Annotated in this window: 14 protein-coding genes; 6 read left to right on the forward strand and 8 right to left on the reverse strand. The window is 37.9% G+C overall.

Going from position 1 to position 18767, the window contains the following annotated elements; genetic code table 11:
- Positions 1 to 4 precede the first annotated feature (4 nt).
- Positions 5 to 1588 (forward strand): dihydrolipoyllysine-residue acetyltransferase, encoded by a 1584-nt coding sequence (locus GQR38_RS08680; RefSeq protein WP_165721940.1) that lies wholly within the window; start codon positions 5 to 7, stop codon positions 1586 to 1588.
- A gap of 149 nt (positions 1589 to 1737) precedes the next feature.
- Positions 1738 to 2103, forward strand: a complete 366-nt coding sequence (locus tag GQR38_RS08685) for a DUF805 domain-containing protein (RefSeq protein WP_007586837.1) — start codon at positions 1738 to 1740, stop codon at positions 2101 to 2103.
- Positions 2104 to 2173: 70 nt separating this feature from the next.
- Here the strand turns inward: GQR38_RS08685 and GQR38_RS08690 are convergent, their stop codons facing one another.
- Both GQR38_RS08690 and GQR38_RS08695 read right to left on the reverse strand, forming a co-directional pair.
- The gene (locus GQR38_RS08690) at positions 2174 to 3349 is read right to left on the reverse strand and encodes a putative manganese transporter (protein WP_007586835.1); all 1176 of its coding nucleotides are present in this window, start codon (positions 3347 to 3349) and stop codon (positions 2174 to 2176) included.
- A gap of 160 nt (positions 3350 to 3509) precedes the next feature.
- Positions 3510 to 5135, reverse strand: a complete 1626-nt coding sequence (locus GQR38_RS08695; RefSeq protein WP_165721939.1) for a M28 family metallopeptidase — start codon at positions 5133 to 5135, stop codon at positions 3510 to 3512.
- A 113-nt stretch (positions 5136 to 5248) separates the two neighbouring features.
- Between GQR38_RS08695 and GQR38_RS08700 the strand changes: the two genes are divergently transcribed.
- The 4 genes from GQR38_RS08700 (at position 5249) to GQR38_RS08715 (ending at position 11385) form a co-directional block, all read left to right on the forward strand.
- Complete coding sequence (locus GQR38_RS08700; protein WP_165721938.1) at positions 5249 to 6061, forward strand: DUF3025 domain-containing protein; 813 nt, start codon at positions 5249 to 5251, stop codon at positions 6059 to 6061.
- On the forward strand, positions 6058 to 6846 hold the full coding sequence (locus tag GQR38_RS08705) for an ATP-binding cassette domain-containing protein (RefSeq protein WP_007586825.1): 789 nt from the start codon (positions 6058 to 6060) through the stop codon (positions 6844 to 6846). Before GQR38_RS08700 ends, GQR38_RS08705 begins: the two co-directional genes overlap by 4 nt.
- Positions 6839 to 8047, forward strand: coding sequence for an ABC transporter permease (locus GQR38_RS08710; protein WP_165721959.1), 1209 nt, complete (start codon positions 6839 to 6841; stop codon positions 8045 to 8047). Before GQR38_RS08705 ends, GQR38_RS08710 begins: the two co-directional genes overlap by 8 nt.
- Positions 8048 to 8325: 278 nt before the next feature.
- Positions 8326 to 11385, forward strand: a complete 3060-nt coding sequence (locus GQR38_RS08715; RefSeq protein ID WP_165721937.1) for an ATP-binding protein — start codon at positions 8326 to 8328, stop codon at positions 11383 to 11385.
- Between the two features lie 25 nt (positions 11386 to 11410).
- Here GQR38_RS08715 and GQR38_RS08720 read toward each other — a convergent pair whose 3' ends face one another.
- The 6 genes from GQR38_RS08720 to GQR38_RS08745 all read right to left on the reverse strand — a co-directional run bounded on the left by GQR38_RS08720 (position 11411) and on the right by GQR38_RS08745 (position 18609).
- A complete protein-coding gene (locus GQR38_RS08720; RefSeq protein WP_165721936.1) occupies positions 11411 to 12244 on the reverse strand; it encodes a UDP-2,3-diacylglucosamine diphosphatase in 834 nt (277 codons plus the stop codon).
- A 361-nt stretch (positions 12245 to 12605) separates the two neighbouring features.
- A complete protein-coding gene (locus GQR38_RS08725) occupies positions 12606 to 14330 on the reverse strand; it encodes a proline--tRNA ligase (RefSeq protein WP_024589214.1) in 1725 nt (574 codons plus the stop codon).
- 89 nt (positions 14331 to 14419) lie between these two features.
- Complete coding sequence (tsaA, locus tag GQR38_RS08730) at positions 14420 to 15124, reverse strand: tRNA (N6-threonylcarbamoyladenosine(37)-N6)-methyltransferase TrmO (RefSeq protein WP_165721935.1); 705 nt, start codon at positions 15122 to 15124, stop codon at positions 14420 to 14422.
- A gap of 412 nt (positions 15125 to 15536) precedes the next feature.
- Positions 15537 to 16106 (reverse strand): outer membrane beta-barrel protein, encoded by a 570-nt coding sequence (locus GQR38_RS08735; RefSeq protein WP_007586810.1) that lies wholly within the window; start codon positions 16104 to 16106, stop codon positions 15537 to 15539.
- A gap of 259 nt (positions 16107 to 16365) precedes the next feature.
- Complete coding sequence (locus GQR38_RS08740; protein WP_007586808.1) at positions 16366 to 16830, reverse strand: acyl-CoA thioesterase; 465 nt, start codon at positions 16828 to 16830, stop codon at positions 16366 to 16368.
- 132 nt (positions 16831 to 16962) lie between these two features.
- Complete coding sequence (locus tag GQR38_RS08745) at positions 16963 to 18609, reverse strand: electron transfer flavoprotein-ubiquinone oxidoreductase (RefSeq protein WP_165721934.1); 1647 nt, start codon at positions 18607 to 18609, stop codon at positions 16963 to 16965.
- Between the last annotated feature and the right edge of the window lie 158 nt (positions 18610 to 18767).

Genomic DNA, 18767 nt, shown 5'->3' on the forward strand with positions numbered 1-18767 from the left:
TACCATGGCTAAAGATTTTATATTACCCGATATTGGTGAAGGCATTGTTGAATGCGAAGTAGTTGAATGGCTAGTACAAGAAGGCGATACCGTATCTGAGGATCAACCAATTTGCGATGTTATGACAGACAAAGCATTAGTACAAATTCCGGCAGTGCATGATGGCGTAATTTCAAAGTTATATTATCAAAAAGGAGAGATTGCTAAGGTACACGCTCCTTTATTTGCTATGGATGTAGCAGGTGAAAACACTAACAATGAAGTAGTACAAGAGCCAGTACAAGCTGAAAATAAAACTAATGATGCAGCTGATGTGGTTGAGGACTTTATATTACCGGATATTGGTGAAGGTATTGTTGAGTGTGAGATTGTTGATTGGTTAGTTGCTGAAGGCGACGAAATAGAAGAAGACCAAGCGGTTTGTGACGTAATGACCGACAAAGCATTAGTACAAATTCCGGCAAAATATACAGGCACTGTACAAAAGTTATATTATCAAAAAGGCGAAATAGCCAAAGTACATAGCCCGTTGTTTCAAATGACAATTGCAGGCAGTGCAGCAAAACCAAGTGTTGATATAAACCAAGCGGTCGTAAAGGCTCAAACTAATGCCGTCGCTGAAAAAGTTGCCCCTGTTAAAACGCAGCAAGCTGCTAAAATTATCAATCAAAAAGCGGTGGCATCGCCTGCGGTTCGTCGTAAAGCACGTGAACTAGATGTTGATTTAACCTGTGTACCAGGTAGTGGTAAAAATGGACGTATTTACAAGCAAGATATTGAAGAGTTTGTAAAAGGCGAAGTGCCAAATACTATTGATACTTCACCGCTTAATAGCGATGCTTCTCAAAGTGCAGTACAAAACCAAACGCAGAATCAAAGCAGTGGCGTAAGAGTAGAGCAAATTAAAGGCATTAAAGCGGCCATGGCCAAGCAAATGGTAGCGTCGGTTTCAACTATTCCGCACTTTACGTTTAGCGATGAAATAGACTTAACACAGCTTATAGCTTTGCGTAGTTCTTTAAAAGAGCAGTACAAAGCACAAGGCGTTAAGCTCACTATGATGCCATTTTTTGTAAAAGCATTGTCGCTAGCAATGAAAGAGTACCCTGTACTTAATTCAAAAGTGAACGATGAATGCTCAGAGCTTACCTATTATAACGATCATAATATCGGTATAGCGGTTGATTCTAAAATTGGCTTGTTAGTACCTAATATTAAATCGTGCCAGAGTAAGAGCATTGTTGATGTGGCAAATGATTTAACCCGGTTAACTCATTCAGCGCGAGAAGGCCGTGTTGCACCCGATGATTTAAAAGGTGGGACAATTAGCATCTCTAACATTGGTGCTATTGGCGGCACTATCGCGTCCCCTATAATTAATAAACCAGAAGTGGCTATTGTTGCGCTAGGTAAACTGCAGCATCTACCGCGTTTTGATGAAAGTGGGCAGGTTGTGAGTAAAGCTATTATGCAAGTGAGCTGGTCTGGCGATCATCGTGTTATTGATGGGGGCACTATTGCTCGTTTTAATAACCTATGGAAGTCTTACTTAGAAAACCCATCGGCAATGATGATGGCTATGAGTTAATAGCTAAATTGTTAATATGTAATAAAAACCAGCTTTTAGCTGGTTTTTTGTTTTAATATCAGCTGTTTTTAATTAAGATACAAATGTTACTAAAAAGTAATTGGATTAACCCCGTTAGGGAATATAAAAAATAACACTAAGGAAATTTTATGGAACACTATATGAACGCGTTGCGTAGCTACGCAGATTTTTCAGGCCGTAATCGTCGTAAAGCATTTTGGATGTTTATGCTAATTAATTTTATTTTTTCGCTTTTGACAGGTGTTATAGATGGTATTACAGACACAATGTTCGTAAGCTCTATTTATAGCTTAGCGCTATTTATTCCTGGCTTAAGTATTGGTGCTCGTCGTCTACATGACACAGGCCGTTCAGGCTGGTGGCAGCTACTTTGGTTAGTGCCAGTCATTGGTTGGATTGTTTTAATTGTTTTTCTTGCGCAAGATTCGCACGAAGGTGAAAACGATTTTGGTCCAAATCCAAAAGAATTAGCAGTAGAACCAACTACTGTATAAGTAAGAATAACTTAACATGTTAAAAGCTCAGCAATTGCTGAGCTTTTTTGTTTTTTTATTTCTCATTCTTTTAAATTTCAGCAAAAAAATACAACCCATAACCAACTATTAATGCGGGAATAGACGTATAAAGTGTAGCTATAACTGCAGCTTTGGGCGCCATTGCTATTGCTGGAAATAACGCATCACCATCGTTAGAAATTGCGTTTCCTGCTAAAGCACTAAAGGGAATAATGCCTTGAATATAAAGTGTTGTAACAATTATTTGCGGGCCACAGCCGGGTAAAAATCCAATAAGCACTGCAATTAATGGGGCTAAATAGGCGTAATGTACAAACCACGTTTTTAAATCAAGTCCTGCAATGTTAACCAAAATCTCAAATAGCATAAAAGAGGCTACAACCCATGCCGTTACAAAATGGGTATCTTGTAATACTTTTATTATTTTAGAAGGGGGGTTACATGCATCGTCTTCTGACGTTACTTCTTGATAGCTTTCACCTCTTGACGAAAGCGCCCAAATACTAACAATAAATAAAGCCATTACCGCACCAAATAGCGTAATTACAGTGCTTGTGCTTGAACCAAACTGTGAAAAATCAACATTAAACGCAATCAAAAAGGCAATTATAAGGCTTGGGATAATTGCTACCATCCAAACCGGTCTACTGATTTTAATAATGTTAGTTGAAAGTATTTTAATTTGGTGCTTTTGTTCTTGCGCTGTTGGGCGTAAAAAGTCTTTTTTGTGTATTGTATTAACCAGTAAACCACTGAATGTACCCACAACTAACCCTATCCCCATAATTAACAAGCCTTCAGTAGGGCGGGTAGCAAGTAATAAAAATGCTGCATCTCCCATTGTAGCTGTTAGCACCGCAACAATAGCACCAAAGCTTGCTTGGCCTTTTGTAAATTGAGTAACCACAATAATAGCCCCACCACAGCCAGGTAATGCACCTAAAACCGCTGCAAAGCTAATTTCTAAAATAGGGGACTTGGCACTTAAATAACTAAGCTCTAATTGAGGTAAGTGTTCTATAGCGTAGTAATAAATTAAAAGGGTAGCAGCAACAAACACACTCACTTGAAAAAATGCATCACTTAGTGCGGTCATTGTTATTTCGCGTAATTGCGGTATTGCAAGGCAAGTTAAAATAAATAAAGGCAGCAGTAAGCGTTTATTTTGGCTCAAAAATCGTTTTGAGGCAGGAGTAATAAAACCAATGTGAGGGAGTGAAATCATACAATGCGACCTAATAAATTAACTAGGTCACACTGTATATTTTAATTAAATGATAATCAATATCATTTGCATCTATTTAAATCGATTACTCTGTTTGAGTTTTTCGATAGCCAAATCTAAGTTAGTTTAAATTTGAATTAAAGGCTGTGATTAAATTGGGCTACTTACGCTGAAATTCAGAGTTTGTATTCCACGTTGGCCACTGTTCTGTTTCAGAAATATCAAAACCTACCTTATAAAATAATTGTAAGTCTTGAACAGCACCCGATAAATCCCATTCATCACGGTAACGGTCACATGGTTGATGGTAACAACCGCGAAGCACTAAGCTCATACGTTTACGGTAATTAGCTGTTTCTTCATCAGCAGCCACTGTGCCGCCACCTGCGTACATGGCCGGAATGCCCATGTTTGCAAATGCAAAGTGATCAGAGCGGTAATAGCCACCAGATGACGGTTTAGGATCGCCTGATATTGTTCTGCCTTGCTCTTTAGCCGCAGTTTCTAAAAACTCATCCATTTGTGATTTACCAATACCAACCACATTCATGTCTTTTACTTTGCCTAATAAATTTAAGCTATCCATGTTTATGTTAGCGACTGTTTTATTCGCTGCAATCACTGGATTTGCCGCATAGTATTTAGACCCTAATAAGCCTTGCTCTTCAGCAGTTACCGCTAAAAATGTCATTGAACGGCTAGGGTGCTTAGGTAATTTTGTAAAGGCTTCGGCCACTTCAATTAACCCAGCGGTACCCGTTGCATTGTCGTGAGCACCGTTATAAATTTGATCGCCTTTACGTGTTTTATCTGTACCTAAGTGATCCCAATGAGCCGAGTAAATAACATGCTCATCTGGTTTTTCACTACCAGGTAAAGTGGCGATAAAGTTATACGACACCGATTTTTTAATCGTGTTTTTAATACTAACAGAAGCAGTTAAATCGCCCATATCAACATGGTAAGCACCTTTAGCAGCATTCGTTTTAACGGTATCAAAATCTAAACCTGCTTTAGTAAAGAGCTCTTTTGCTACGTCAGTTGTAACCCAGCCTTCAACAGCTACGCGGTCCATGTTGTTGTTTTCTTTTTGAAAACCAAATTGCTCGCCGCTCCACGAGTTTTCAACTACTGACCACGGGTAAGATGCAGGTGCTGTTTCATGAATGATAATTGCACCTGCGGCACCACGGCGACTCGCTTCTTCGTATTTGTATGTCCAACGCCCATAATAGGTCATTGCGTCGCCAGTAAATAAAGCAGGGTCTTTTGTTGCAAAACCCGGATCGTTAACCAGCATTACAACCGTTTTGCCCTTAACGTCTAAGCCTTCGTAATCATTCCAATTGTATTCAGGCGCGTTAACGCCATAGCCTACAAATACAAGTTCAGAATTTTCTATGCCTTCTTGTGCGCTTATGCGGCTGCTACCCATAACCATGTCTTTTTTGTATTGGTAGTCTTTACCGCCAATACTAAGCACCATGTTCGAATCTGCTTCTAAAGAAACTAATGGCACTTCTTGTAAGTAACTGTCGCCATTACCTGGTTTTAAACCTAAAGCTTTAAACTGCGCAGTTAAATAATCAAGCGTTAGCTTTTCGCCAGGTGATGAAGGAGCGCGACCACCAAATTCGTCTGATGCGAGTACTTTTACATGTTTAGCCAGTTCATCAGCTTGGATACTGTTATAACCATTTGTTACATCAGTAGGGGTAATACTTGTTGCTGCACAACCTGCTAAAACAGCAGTAGCGAGGAGTGTGAGAGAGAAATAATGTTTCATGTCAGCTCTTTTTTTGTTTTAAGTTGTGATTAGTATATTAACTTCTATTAAGTAGAACCAGTTTTTGCGGTAAACTTCTCGTAAATTATAGGCATAAATTGTTAAAGGTTTAAATGAAGCGTTTTACTCCCCCCGAGCAGTGGCAAATCAGTAGTCTAGAAACAGGTGCATTTGCGCATTTACGTGAGCTGTTTAAAGTTAACGAACTAACAGATTGGCCGGCGCCGCAGTGGTTTTCTCCATTTTTAACCGCTATTAATGCGAATAATATTCCTATTACTTTTGAAGATGATGCAAAGGTAGATTTTGGCGATCGGTATTACGAACAAGTTATTTTTGAAACGGGTGTTGTACCTACACGCAGTGAGAACTGGCATGACTTATTTGGTGGCTTTATTTGGTGTTTATTTCCTAAAACCAAAGCACTTATTAACCAGCGTCATGTGCAAGATATAGCTGACCATGGATTACAAAAGCGTACTAAGCATCGTAATGCACTAACGCTCTTTGATGAATGTGGTGTTGTATTAGCTATAAGTGAGAGTAAATGGCAGCAGTGGCTTTGCGATCATCAATGGAAAACAGCATTTGTTGAACACAAGCATGAGTGGGGTAAAACAATAAAACCTTTTATGTTTGGTCATGCAAATTACGAAATGCTTACTAAACCTTATATAGGCTTAACAGGTAAAGCGTTATTTGTTTGTGTACCGGATGAAATATTTTGTAAAGATTTAGTAACTCAATATCAGTACCTAGACCAAGCCCTTTATGAGATGATTAATACAGATAACTGCTTAGCCGATAACAAACAGCTTTCACCACTGCCTTTATTAGGTGTGCCTGGCTGGCATGACGAAAACAAAGACGACTCTTTTTACAACAATACAGATTATTTTAGAGCGAAACGAAGGATACGAACATGATAGAAGTTGCTGGGCTTAAAAAGAAATTTAAGCTAACTAAAGATCACAAAAAAAATAAAATAGACGACATCGACCCTCGTGAAGATAAAGATTACTTTCACTCAGTACGAGATGTGAGTTTTAGCTGCGCAAAGGGTGAAGTACTTGGGTTGCTAGGCCCAAATGGTGCGGGTAAAACAACTACACTTAGAATGATTTCAACCGCGTTAAAGCCCGATGAAGGTTCAATAACAATTGCCGGAAACGACATTGTAAAAAAACCGCTACTGGGGCGTAAGTCTATCGGTTTTTTATCGGGCTCTACCGGTTTGTATGGCCGCTTAACTGTAAAAGAAAACATAGAGTATTTTGCAAAGCTCCACGGTATGAGCAAAAGCGATATTGCATCGCGTTGTGATGAGCTATTTACATTGCTTGATATGCATAAGTTTGTAGATAAACGCGCAGAAAACCTATCAACAGGTATGAAGCAAAAAGCAAATATTGCGCGTGCTGTTGTTCATCGCCCAGCAGTTGTTGTGCTTGATGAGCCAACAACGGGTCTGGATATAATGACCACGCAAACCGTTATTCAATTTATTAAGGGTTTAAAGGCGCAAGGTACTCCTGTTATTTTTTCGACCCATCATTTAGATGAAGTTGCACTTTTATGTGACCGAGTCGCTGTAATTAACGAAGGTATTAGCTGCTTTGATGGAACAGTAGATGAATTTAAACAAGCAGGTAATAGTGATGAGCTTAATCAAGCGTTTATGAACATATTAACGGAGAAACATGATGTTTGAAGTATATAAAAAGGAATTAAAAGAGCTCCTTCGCGACAAAAAAACCCTTATGTTTGTTGTGTTGCTGCCAGTACTTATTTTCCCAATAATATTTGCTATTGTTGCTTTTATTGGCACCCAAGCTGCACTTGACGCCGATCAAAAAGTAAATACATACGTAATTATTAACGGCGAATATGCACAAGAATTTACTGACAAAGTGTTTTACCATAAAAGCTTTGAACTTTATAATGGCAGTAAAACCTTTAATACAATAGAAGATCTCAGAGCAGGTGTTACCGCAGGCGACATAGATATGGGGATTTACTTGCCAAGTAATGCCGTAAAAACTCTCGACAGTGGTGAGCAAAGCAAATGGCAAGTTGTATTTAACGATGCTAAATCAATAAACTATTTATTCGATCGGGTTAAAGAACTTGCTCAGGAATACAGTGACGTACTGCAAGCTGATAAGTTAAAAAGCTTTGGGATAGAAGAGTCTGCGCATAAAGCTATTCTTGACCCTATTGAAGTTGTTAAAGTAGATACAGCCGATAAACGTGAAAATTTAGGTGAAAAAATAGGCGCCTATTTACCTTATTTACTTATCCCATTGGTTTTAATGGGGGCTACTTACCCAGCGATAGATTTAGGTGCCGGCGAAAAAGAGCGCGGCACGTTAGAAACACTCCTACTTACACCCATTACACGTACAGAACTGGTGCTCGGTAAATTTATAACATTACTTACTACCTCTATTGCATCAACCACTATTACGATTGTGAGTATGGGGTGTTGGGTTGCAGTTGCATTAGCATTTGCTGACTTAGATTTCATTAAAACGGCCTTCGGTACGCTAGCGGTTAGTGATTTACTGATGATTTTTTTACTTTTACTTCCGCTGGCTGCCATATTCTCTTCTTTAGCGTTAGCTATCTCAATTTATGCGCGTACATTTAAAGAGGCACAAAATTATATGCAGCCTTTAAGTATGGTCGTATTTTTCCCTATCATTATTTCAATAATGCCAAATATGGAATTGACTGCTAAAACCGCGTTTATCCCGGTAACAAACGTTGCATTAGCCATTAAAGACATAATTAAAGGCACAGTTGATTATACCTTTGTAGGGCTAATATTTTTAGCAACCGTACTTATTGCAGGTGCGTTACTAGCATTTTGTGTTAAATGGTTTAACCGAGAAGATGTATTATTTAGATAATTATATAGATTTAGCATTCTGAAAAAATATAAAAGGTAGCATTGGCTACCTTTTATATTTTAAAGGAATGATTGGTTGAAACAACTATTTTATAATCTGTGTAAGTCGATATGGGTACTCTCATTCATTTATAATTCATATAGAGAGAGTGCTCTAAATAAAACTAATGATTTAGTCTTTTTATTATAAAAATTATAACGATAACCGATTAGTTAGATGGTCCAATTCTTTCGTTAATGCTCTATACTAATAACAATAAAAATTTATGGTGAAGGTAAATGTTGAAAAAGAATAATTTTTTGAATGTGACAAAAAATAATAGACTAATGCTCGTTGCAACAATAATATTTGTTCTTATAGCTTTACCATCTCTGTATTTGTTTGACCAAAAAGTAAGAAGTGATGTTTATAATTCAGCCCAAATCGAATTAAAACGTGAGCTTGAAACAAAAAGCCTTTCACTAAAAAACCATCTTAAAGATAGTGTTACCGCTATTCGCTTTTTAGACGCAACGCCACCGATTAAAGGCATTACTCGCGCCACTGAAAACAAGAAAATAGATCCCTTGTTAGGCACGCACATTGACGTTTGGGAAGAGCGCTTAGCGAGTATTTTTAGTGGTTTTATGCGCACAGACGACAGCATACTTCAGGCTCGCTATATTATTCTCGCAGATGGTGGGCAAGAAGTTGTCAGGGTTGATAGAAACCAACTCGGAGAAATTAATCGACTGCAAGGCCTGCAATTACAAAAGAAAGGCCAACGCGATTACATGATAAAAGCGAGTATGCTCGATAATAAAAGTGTTTATATTTCTCCTATTAACTACAACCGTGAAAATGGGCAGATACAAGAACCTTATATAAGTACTTTTCGTGTAGCTAAGCCTGTTTTTGATGAAAAAAATAAAATTTTTGCAATATTAGTCACTAACTACTTTGCTGATAAATTAATAAAAAGTTTAACGGTTGAATCTCCACAAGGAACACAAATTTACCTAATGAATAATGAAGGTGAATTTTTATATCATCCAAACTCTCAATTACGCTTCGGTTTTGAATTTAATAAAGCAAAAACATGGACTGAAGAATTTTCCACTGCAAGCACAATGGCAGAGCAAGGCACTTTACCGCTAAGTAATTACCCAATTGCTTACACGTTAAAAAAGCGTATTTCGCTTGATGGTGATATTGCGATGTTACCTTTAGAGCTTGGTGTAAGTGTTGATACTAAAACGTTGTTTGCAAAGGTGAACGAAAGGCGTCAAAACTTTATTGCAATGCTAGTGGTATTCTTTAGCGTATTTTTAGTTATTGCCTTTTTATACCAACGCTTTATAAACCGTAAGTTGTTAATTAATTCTCTAAAAGAGCAAAACAATAAAGTAATAGAAAATTCTTTGGATGCTATTTTTACAATTGAGCAAAACGGCGAAATTGTTCACTTTAATAATACAGCTAAAGAGGTTTTCGGTAATTCAATCTCAGGCACTAGCCCTGATTTTGTTTCTTTATTTAACTTAAATGAAGCCGATAATAACTGTATAGAAGAGACTATTTCAAACGGATCAAAAATGCCGTTTGAAGCTATCTACACAGATGGTTATGGCAACAAACAATACTTTTCAATTACACTCAGTAGTATTTTTGATGTCTACAATAACCGTTATCAGGTAGCGGCTATTTTAAGAAATATTAGCTCATTAAAAAATACTCAATCAGAGCTTGAAGGCTTAAACAGTACTTTAGAGCTAAAAGTCTCACAAAGGACTGTTGAGCTAGAGCGAGCAATTGATCAAGCATTAGCAGCGAGCCAAGCAAAAAGTGACTTTGTAGCAAATATATCTCACGAAATACGCACACCGATGAATGGCGTTTTGGGTATGCTTGAAATGCTCAAAGAAGATGGCTTAAGTGAACAACAATACCATTACTTAAAATTAGCTAATAGTAGTGCTAACTCTCTGATGAATTTGATTAACGATATTCTCGATTTTTCTAAAATAGAAGCGGGTAAGCTTGATATTGATAATCATACATTTGATGTTGTTACAGTATGTAGCGATATGATTAGCTCTTTAGCGTTACAGGGCCAGCGCAAAGGTCTTGAAGTATTCTTAGATACAAAAGATGTAGTAGACAGAATGGTTATTGGCGACAGCCATCGACTAAAACAAATTTTAATTAACTTAGTTAATAATGCATTTAAATTTACCCACCGAGGTGAAGTAAGTTTAACTGTCGGCTCCAAGTACATTACCGACTCAAAGTTATTAATGAGCTTTACAATAAAAGATACCGGAATTGGTATAGTGCCAGAGAACATAGACAAACTATTTGAAGTGTTTACACAAGAAGATTCAAGTACAACCCGTCATTTTGGTGGTACAGGCTTAGGCTTATCTATATGTAAAAAACTTGCTCAGTTAATGGGTGGTAATATTACGGTTATAAGTGAAAAGGGTGCTGGTAGTACCTTTACCGCAACAGTTGAGCTACATGTAGCACAAGAGAAAAAACTAAACACAGGTATTGAGCTTGCTACAAGTATTAACGTAGCGGCATTAATAGCGCGCGATAACGTTTATAAAAACGTGTGCGATTTATTGCTACTAACCTGTAAAGTAAATGCAGAAAACATTGTAAGACTCGACTACTTTAGTGAGCATAAAGAGTTTGAGGCTGACTTATTATTGATTGATGATGAGCATCCTCAAATTGATGCGTTAATTGATTACTGTAAACAGTTTAATAAAAAGTACGTCTTAATTTTACGCGACATGGTGACCGATAAACCGACTAAAATGATATTACCTGAGGGTAGCCACATTCTAAATAAACCGCTTACCCAAGATCAATTTAGCTATAAGTTAGCCAGCTTATTTGGTGCCAGTAATGATTGCATTATAGCGCCACCAAAAGGCTTAACAGAAGAACAAGTAGAGCCAGACCTATCTGCTTATCATATATTATTAGTAGACGATAATATGATTAATATTGAAGTAGCTAAGGCGATTTTAAAACGTACAAAAGTAAAAATCACCTGTGCATCAGACGGTGTAGAAGCATTAGAAGCATTGAGAGAAAACACAGAGCAAGCTTTTGATGTTATTTTAATGGATTGCCAAATGCCTAATTTAAACGGCTACGATACAACAAGTGAAATCAGAAATAGTAAGGCCGGGGTAGACTACACTTACATACCTATTATTGCTATGACAGCAAGCGCGATGGAAGGTGATAGAGAACGTTGTTTAACTGCAGGCATGAACGACTATATTACTAAACCAATCAAGCCACGAACGCTAAAAGATAAGTTAATCACCTGGCTAAGTTAATAGTTATTAATTGAGAATCAGCTGCTTATGCAGCTGATTTTTTTGGTTTAGCATCCGTTGATATATTTAACTTTGTTATGTCGGCGCTATCGAGTACGGTTTGTGTGTCTGACCAATGTAGTAATTCAATTTTTCCATCTTGCTGCTCTACCAGCGCCGTACAACTCTCAATCCAGTCTCCATCGTTACAATACATAATTCCGTCATCTACTTTTATTTTGGGATGATGAATGTGTCCACAAATAATACCGTCTACGTTTTGTTTTTTAGCTTCATGAATTGCGGCATCTTCGAAGGCTTTAATCGCTTCACGTGCTTTGTGTACGCGAGCTTTTATCCATGATGCAAGCGAGTAGTAATTACCACCAAATAGCTTTCGAATACGATTGGTCCAGCGGTTTAAAAATAATAAAAAGTCGTACCCTGCATCACCCGCGATACTAATAAGTTTGTTATAGCGTGTCGCGGAATCAAAGTCATCACCGTGTACGAGTAAAAAACGTTTATTAGCTTTAGTGGTGTGAATAAACTGCTGGTGGATTTCAATACCAAATAACGTTTGATTTATATAGTTTCTAAACGTTTCGTCATGATTACCGGGAATATAAATGACGCGTGTACCGCTAGCTGCTTTTTTTTGTATAGAGCTTAATACTTGATAATGCGAAGGGTGCCAATAAAACTGACGTTTCATTGACCATAAATCAATAATATCACCCACTAAATAAAGTGTGTCGGATTCTACCGAGTTTAAAAAATCGAGTAAGTAATCTGCTTTACAGTCTTTGTAACCTAAATGAACATCAGATATCCAAATAGTAGGGTAGTGTTGCTTCTTAGTGTTTGCGCCATTACTCATTTTCATTCCCTAAAGTATCGAGTGTAATAGTTAAATAACCTGAACTCTGGTTAAGAGATTTACTAAGGTATTGAATCATGGTGATATTTAAATTTACTTTCTCTAGCCAGAGATTTTCAGTGAAAACAAGGCGAATTTACGCGTCAATAGCGAGCCTATTGCAAGTAAATTCAACGCAGTTAGCGCTGAAAATAGCTGCTCGAGATAGATTTATTATCCAGAGTTCAGGTTAAATACTTTAGGGAATAAAAATGACAATTATACGACAGTAATACTAAAGCTAAATAACACACTTAAAATTTAGGTATAAAAAAACCGCTTTTAAAAAGCGGTTTTAAAATTACTTATAAGTATTTTTAGCTTAACCTTTAACGGCTGCTTTAATTGCATCAATTGCTGTATCGATATCAATCATTAGCTTTTCACCTGTACGGCGGTTTTTAAGCTCAACTTTGTTTTCGTCAAGGTTACGCTCACCAATTACTAGCGTAAATGGCACACCAATGAGTTCCATATCGTTAAACATAACACCAGGGCGCTCTTTACGGTCATCAAATAACACATCAAGACCAGCATCTTTTAAACCTTGGTAAAGGTTATTTGCAATATCAGGAATACGATGCGATTTGTGCATGTTCATTGGAACAATTGCTAAATCGAATGGCGCGATTGATTTTGGCCAAATGATCCCGTATTGATCGTTGTTCTGCTCAATAGCAGCAGCAACAATACGTGAAACACCAATACCGTAACAACCCATAGTCATGGTTTGGTTTTTACCACCTTCGTTTAATACACCCGCTTTCATCGCTTCTGAGTATTTAGTGCCAAGTTGGAAAATATGACCTACTTCAATACCACGTTTAATTTGTAAAACGCCTTGGCCACATGGGCTCATATCGCCTTCAACAATATTACGAATATCAGCAACTTCGTAATCAGTTACGTCACGATCCCAGTTAATACCGCTGTAATGCTCGTCGTCTTTATTTGCACCGGCAACAAAATCAGCAAGTATGTTAGCTGCTCTATCAACAATAATAGGCATTGATAAGCCGACAGGACCTAATGAGCCAGGTTTTGCGCCAATAGCAGCAACAATATCTGCCTCTGTTGCCATTTCAAGCGGAGAGTCTACTAATGGGTGCTTTTCAGCTTTTAGTTCATTTAATTCGTGATCGCCACGCAGTACTAAGGCTACTAAACCGCGTACTTCGTTTTCATCAGGCGTACCATAAACAATTAACGTTTTAACACCGCGATGTGGCTTAACACCGTAGTGTTTTTTAAGCTCGTTAATCGTTTTAGCGTCAGGCGTTGGAAACGCTTTAAGCTCTTTTGATGCTTCAGGGCGAGGCTCGCTTGGTGCCAGTGCTTCTGCTTTTTCAATATTAGCGGCGTAATCACTGCCATCACTAAACGCGATTGCATCTTCGCCCGACTCAGCAAGTACATGAAACTCGTGCGATACGCTACCACCAATAGAGCCTGTATCGGCTATAACAGGGCGGTAATCAAGGCCTAAACGCTCAAAAATATTACAATATGCTTTGTGCATCGCTTGATAAGTCGCATCTAAACACTCTTCACTTAAGTGAAAAGAGTAGGCATCTTTCATTGTAAATTCACGAGCACGCATTACACCAAAACGAGGACGACGTTCGTCGCGTACTTTAGTTTGTACTTGGTATAAAGTAACTGGTAATTGCTTGTAGCTGCTTATTTCTTTACGTACGAAATCAGTTATTACTTCTTCGTGTGTTGGGCCAAGTGCAAATGTACGGTTATGACGGTCTGTAAAGCGCATAAGCTCAGGACCAAATTCATTCCAACGGCCAGACTCTTCCCACAAATCAGCAGGTTGAATAACAGGCATTAGCATTTCAATTGCACCCGCTTTGTCCATCTCTTCACGTACAATGTTTTCTACTTTACGTAGCACGCGTAAACCAGAGGGTAACCAAGTGTATAAACCCGAAGCGACGCGACGGATCATACCGGCTCTAAGCATTAACTGATGCGATACGATTTCAGCATCTGATGGCGTTTCTTTAAGTGTTGCGAGTATATATTGGCTTGTACGCATGTTTTTTCCGAAATAGAGTAATTATATTCTTTTAATAGAGCTTAAGTTTACCAGCGGATGCTTTTACACTAAAGCGCTAACTGAGTTATTTAGTTTTTTTCTATACTTGTTACTACGTTATGTTCACCATTGACTTGCCAGCGAATATTATAATTATACAAAGTCATACCATAGCTCTGCTCGCCGTTTTTTTGTTTTTTATATGCAGGGCGGGGATCTTGTTTTAAAACATTGGCAATAAAATCATGTAAATCTGGGTATTGTGTTTGCGCATTAACAAACTCAATTGCTTGAGGGCTAAATTCAACCGTCATTTGTGTTTCAGGGCGCGTGTCAGCAAAGCCAGCACTTGCATCCGGCATAGAGTCTGAATACGGCAAATACGGTTTTATGTCAATAATCGGTGTGCCATCAAGTAAATCAATACCAGCGAGTAATAAGCTAAGTTGTCCGTTTTTATATTCAATACATTCAAGTTTTACGGCGCTCATTCCAATTGCGTTTGGTCTGAATGTAGCACGGGTCGCAAATACACCTTTTCGCTCATTGCCACCCAAACGAGGCGGGCGCACCATAGCAGAATAACCTTTATCAGCCGTTTCATGAAAACGAAATAACAACCATATATGAGTAAATTCATCTAAACCACGTACAAACTCTTCGCGATTAAAATCGGGGGCAAATATAAGCTTTGCTTTAGCTTGTGGCACTAAACGAGGTTGCCTAGGTATAGCAAACTTTTGTTTATAAGGAGATTGAATGTGGCCAATAGCCGAAATGGTATAATCGCTCATAGTACTCGGGTACAAATAAAATAGAGCGCTATTCTACCCGCATTTAGCGTTTATGACATTAATGTAAGCAAGTTTATTGCGTATACCAATTTTATTAAAAATATGATTATTCTACTGCATTAAATAGCGCACTTACTTTGTTAGGAATTATTCATAGTTGACAGCATTGATGCAGGAGGTAGAGCAATGCAGGGAGCAATTTGTGATAACAACTATATATTATAATTTTGCCTTGTTATTGCGCTATTTTCTTAGTGCTACAATAGAACAATTATTTAATGCACTTGGCATTATAGACCAAGCGGTTTAAAGTTTTTATTAGACTGATTGGTTTATATTAATATATTTAAAAAGAGCCTAAAACAAAAAAGGTAAGCCCTTGGGCTTACCTTTTATACATGTTAAATATTAATTAAAACATGTACTGAACTGATACAGATGCTACATCCATATCTGGATCAATATCGTCATCAAGTTTATAGCGTTCGTACTCTAAACGAAACTGTACATTTGTTGTAAGCGCGTATTCAATACCAGCGCCGTAAAATGCATCACCACCATCTGTAGACGCTGATACGCCACCTACTGGTAAATCTTGTGTGTAATCTGCATCCCATTCAAGCCAACCGCCTTTTGCATACACAGAAAAGCTTTCTGTTATAGGGTAGCCCAAACGTGCGGCAAGCGATACGCCATCAATTTCAGCTTTGCTGTCTATATCACTTACTTCATCAAAGTTTTGATAAGCAAGCTCTAAGCTTAAGTACTCGTTAAATTGTGCACCAACGTAACCCTTAAGCATTTGTGCATCGTCGTCAAAGTCAGTGTCGTTGTCACTGTCTTCAAATTCAAAAGAATATTGACCGTAACCGATACCAGTATAAATACGTGGAGAATCGAAATCAGAAATGTCAGCGTGTGCTGCAGAGTTAAAACCCAGTGTTGCTAGTGCAATAGCTGAAAGAGAAAGTGTTTTAATCATTGAATAGCTCCTTTACAAAAAATAATCAAATGCTTGATTTCATTAATCAAACTTCAATTATCTACTTGCAGCGAGCGTGCCAATATTAAAATGAATTAAAAACACGCCTTAATCAATCCTTTTGTATTGGTTTTTACGGTGTTTAGCGTGTTTTATAATCAAAGTGAACTTTTGTGTAATTGAGTACTCTAAAATAAGTTGTATCTTTTACAAAGTATAATGAGTTTTTTACATAGCCTGACTTTATTTAAACTAGTAATTACACTGTATGAAGCAAGTTTTCTGTTTCAATTGCTATTTCTTTCATTTTTATAGCGTAATTTTCTAATTTAATATCTTCTTCTGTTACAGCTTTAAACGAAGGCACTTCTATTGGGTAACCCGTTTCATCCATAGCAATAAAGCTGATAACACAATGATTTGTTTCAACCATATTTTGTGTTTTTGGATCGCCACAACGCACTTGAATAAATATTTGCATGCTACTTCTACCCGTATGGGCAATTTTAGCTTCTACTTCGACTATTTGACCCACTAAAATAGGGCGTCTAAATTTAACACCCGCAACCGAAACCGTTACGCAGTAGTGACCACTCCAACCCGCAGCACATGCATAGCCTGCTTGGTCAATCCATTTCATGACGGCCCCACCATGAACTTTACCACCAAAATTAACATCGGTAGGCTCTGCTAAAAAACGAAAAACAACTTTTGACGACGGCATAGATAACACTCTTATTATTAAAACTACTATTAGCATAACGTAAAAAAGGGGCCGAAGCCCCTGCAATTTAGGATATGTTTATAATTTATATGTAAAAAAAGTGATTATATGTGTATATAACGCATAATTTAGTTACATATTAGGGTAGTTTGGGCCACCAGCACCTTCTGGGGTTACCCAGGTAATGTTTTGGCTTGGGTCTTTAATATCGCAGGTTTTACAGTGCACACAGTTTTGGGCGTTAATAACAAACTCTTTATTGCCTGCTATTTCTTGTACTTCGTAAACGCCTGCTGGGCAATAACGTTGTGCGGGTTCATCAAATTTAACTAGGTTTACGTTAATAGGGATTGACGCATCTTTGAGTTTTAAATGACAAGGCTGTGATTCTTCGTGGTTAGTATTTGATAAAAACACACTTGAGAGTTTATCAAAGCTAAGCTGCCCATCTGGTTTTGGGTACGCTATTTTGTCAGCGGCGTTAGCATCAACAAGGGTTGAATGATCGGGCGTATTATCTTTAAACGTAAACGGTAAACCACCATTAAAAATGTTTTGATCAAGCGTGTTATACGCACCACCTATAAACTTACCGAGTTTGTGCATAGCAGGGCCAAAGTTACGAGATTGATATAGCTCTTTATATACCCACGATTGCTCAAACGCAGTTTGATAATGAGTTAAATCGGTATTTGCCAACTCATTTTGCAATGCTTCAAAAATAACGTCAGCGGCAATCATTCCTGATTTCATTGCAGTGTGGTTACCTTTAATTTTTGCAAAATTAAGTGTGCCTGCATCACACCCTATAATTAAGCCACCAGCAAAATGCATTTTTGGTAATGAATGTAAGCCGCCCTTAGCAATAGCACGCGCACCGTAAGCAATGCGTTCTGCGCCTTCAAGTACGCTTTTAAATACTGGATGGTGCTTCATTCGCTGAAATTCATCAAAAGGACTTAAATGCGGATTTGAGTAATTTAAATCAACAATTAAACCTACAACGACTTGGTTGTTTTCACTGTGATACATAAACGCACCACCATTAGTATCGCCGCTAAGTGGCCAACCTGTACCATGAACAACTTTGCCAAGCTCATGTTTACTTTCATCTATTTGCCAAATTTCTTTAAAGCCTAGACCGTAATGCTGCGGCGATGAATCTGCATCAAGTGCAAACTCATTAATTAACTGCTTACCTAAATGGCCTCGGCAACCCTCAGCAAAAATAGTGTATTTTGCTCTAAGTTCCATGCCTGGCATGTAACCGTCTTTTTCATTACCGTCTTTGTCGACTCCCATATCGCCAGTAATAATGCCTTTTACTGCTTTATCTTCAATTATTAAAGAGTGAGCACTAAATCCTGGGAATATCTCTACGCCTAAGTTTTCAGCTTGCTCTGCAAGCCATCGACATACATTACCCATAGACACAATGTAGTTACCATCATTATGGAATGTTTTAGGCGTAGCAAAGTGGGGGATAGATGTCGCTTTTTGCTCATTATTAAACCAATAAATTTCATCGTTAGTTACTTTGGTTGTAACAGGGGCGCCCAGTTCTTGCCAACTTGGTAGTAGCTCATCCAAAGCTTTGGTTTCAAATACAGCACCAGATAGTACATGTGCACCCACTTCAGAACCTTTTTCGACTACGCAAATCATGCACTCTTGTTGTTTTTCTTGTGCTAATTGCGCGAGTTTAATTGCACTTGAAAGCCCAGCAGGTCCTGCACCAACAATTACTACATCAAATTCCATGGTTTCACGTTCGACCATAATAACCTCTTTATCTATGACGGACTTATTCGAATGTTTACTACGCATTTAAATAAGGTGTACAGCCTATTTTTAACCTTGCAAATTAAACGTTACAGACTGTGAATAGTTAAAGGTTATTTTAGGTTGACGTTTACGTCAACAGGAAGTAGTCTAAT

It is taken from the genome of Pseudoalteromonas sp. c7(2019) (assembly GCF_011378625.1).
GTDB lineage: Bacteria > Pseudomonadota > Gammaproteobacteria > Enterobacterales > Alteromonadaceae > Pseudoalteromonas > Pseudoalteromonas arctica.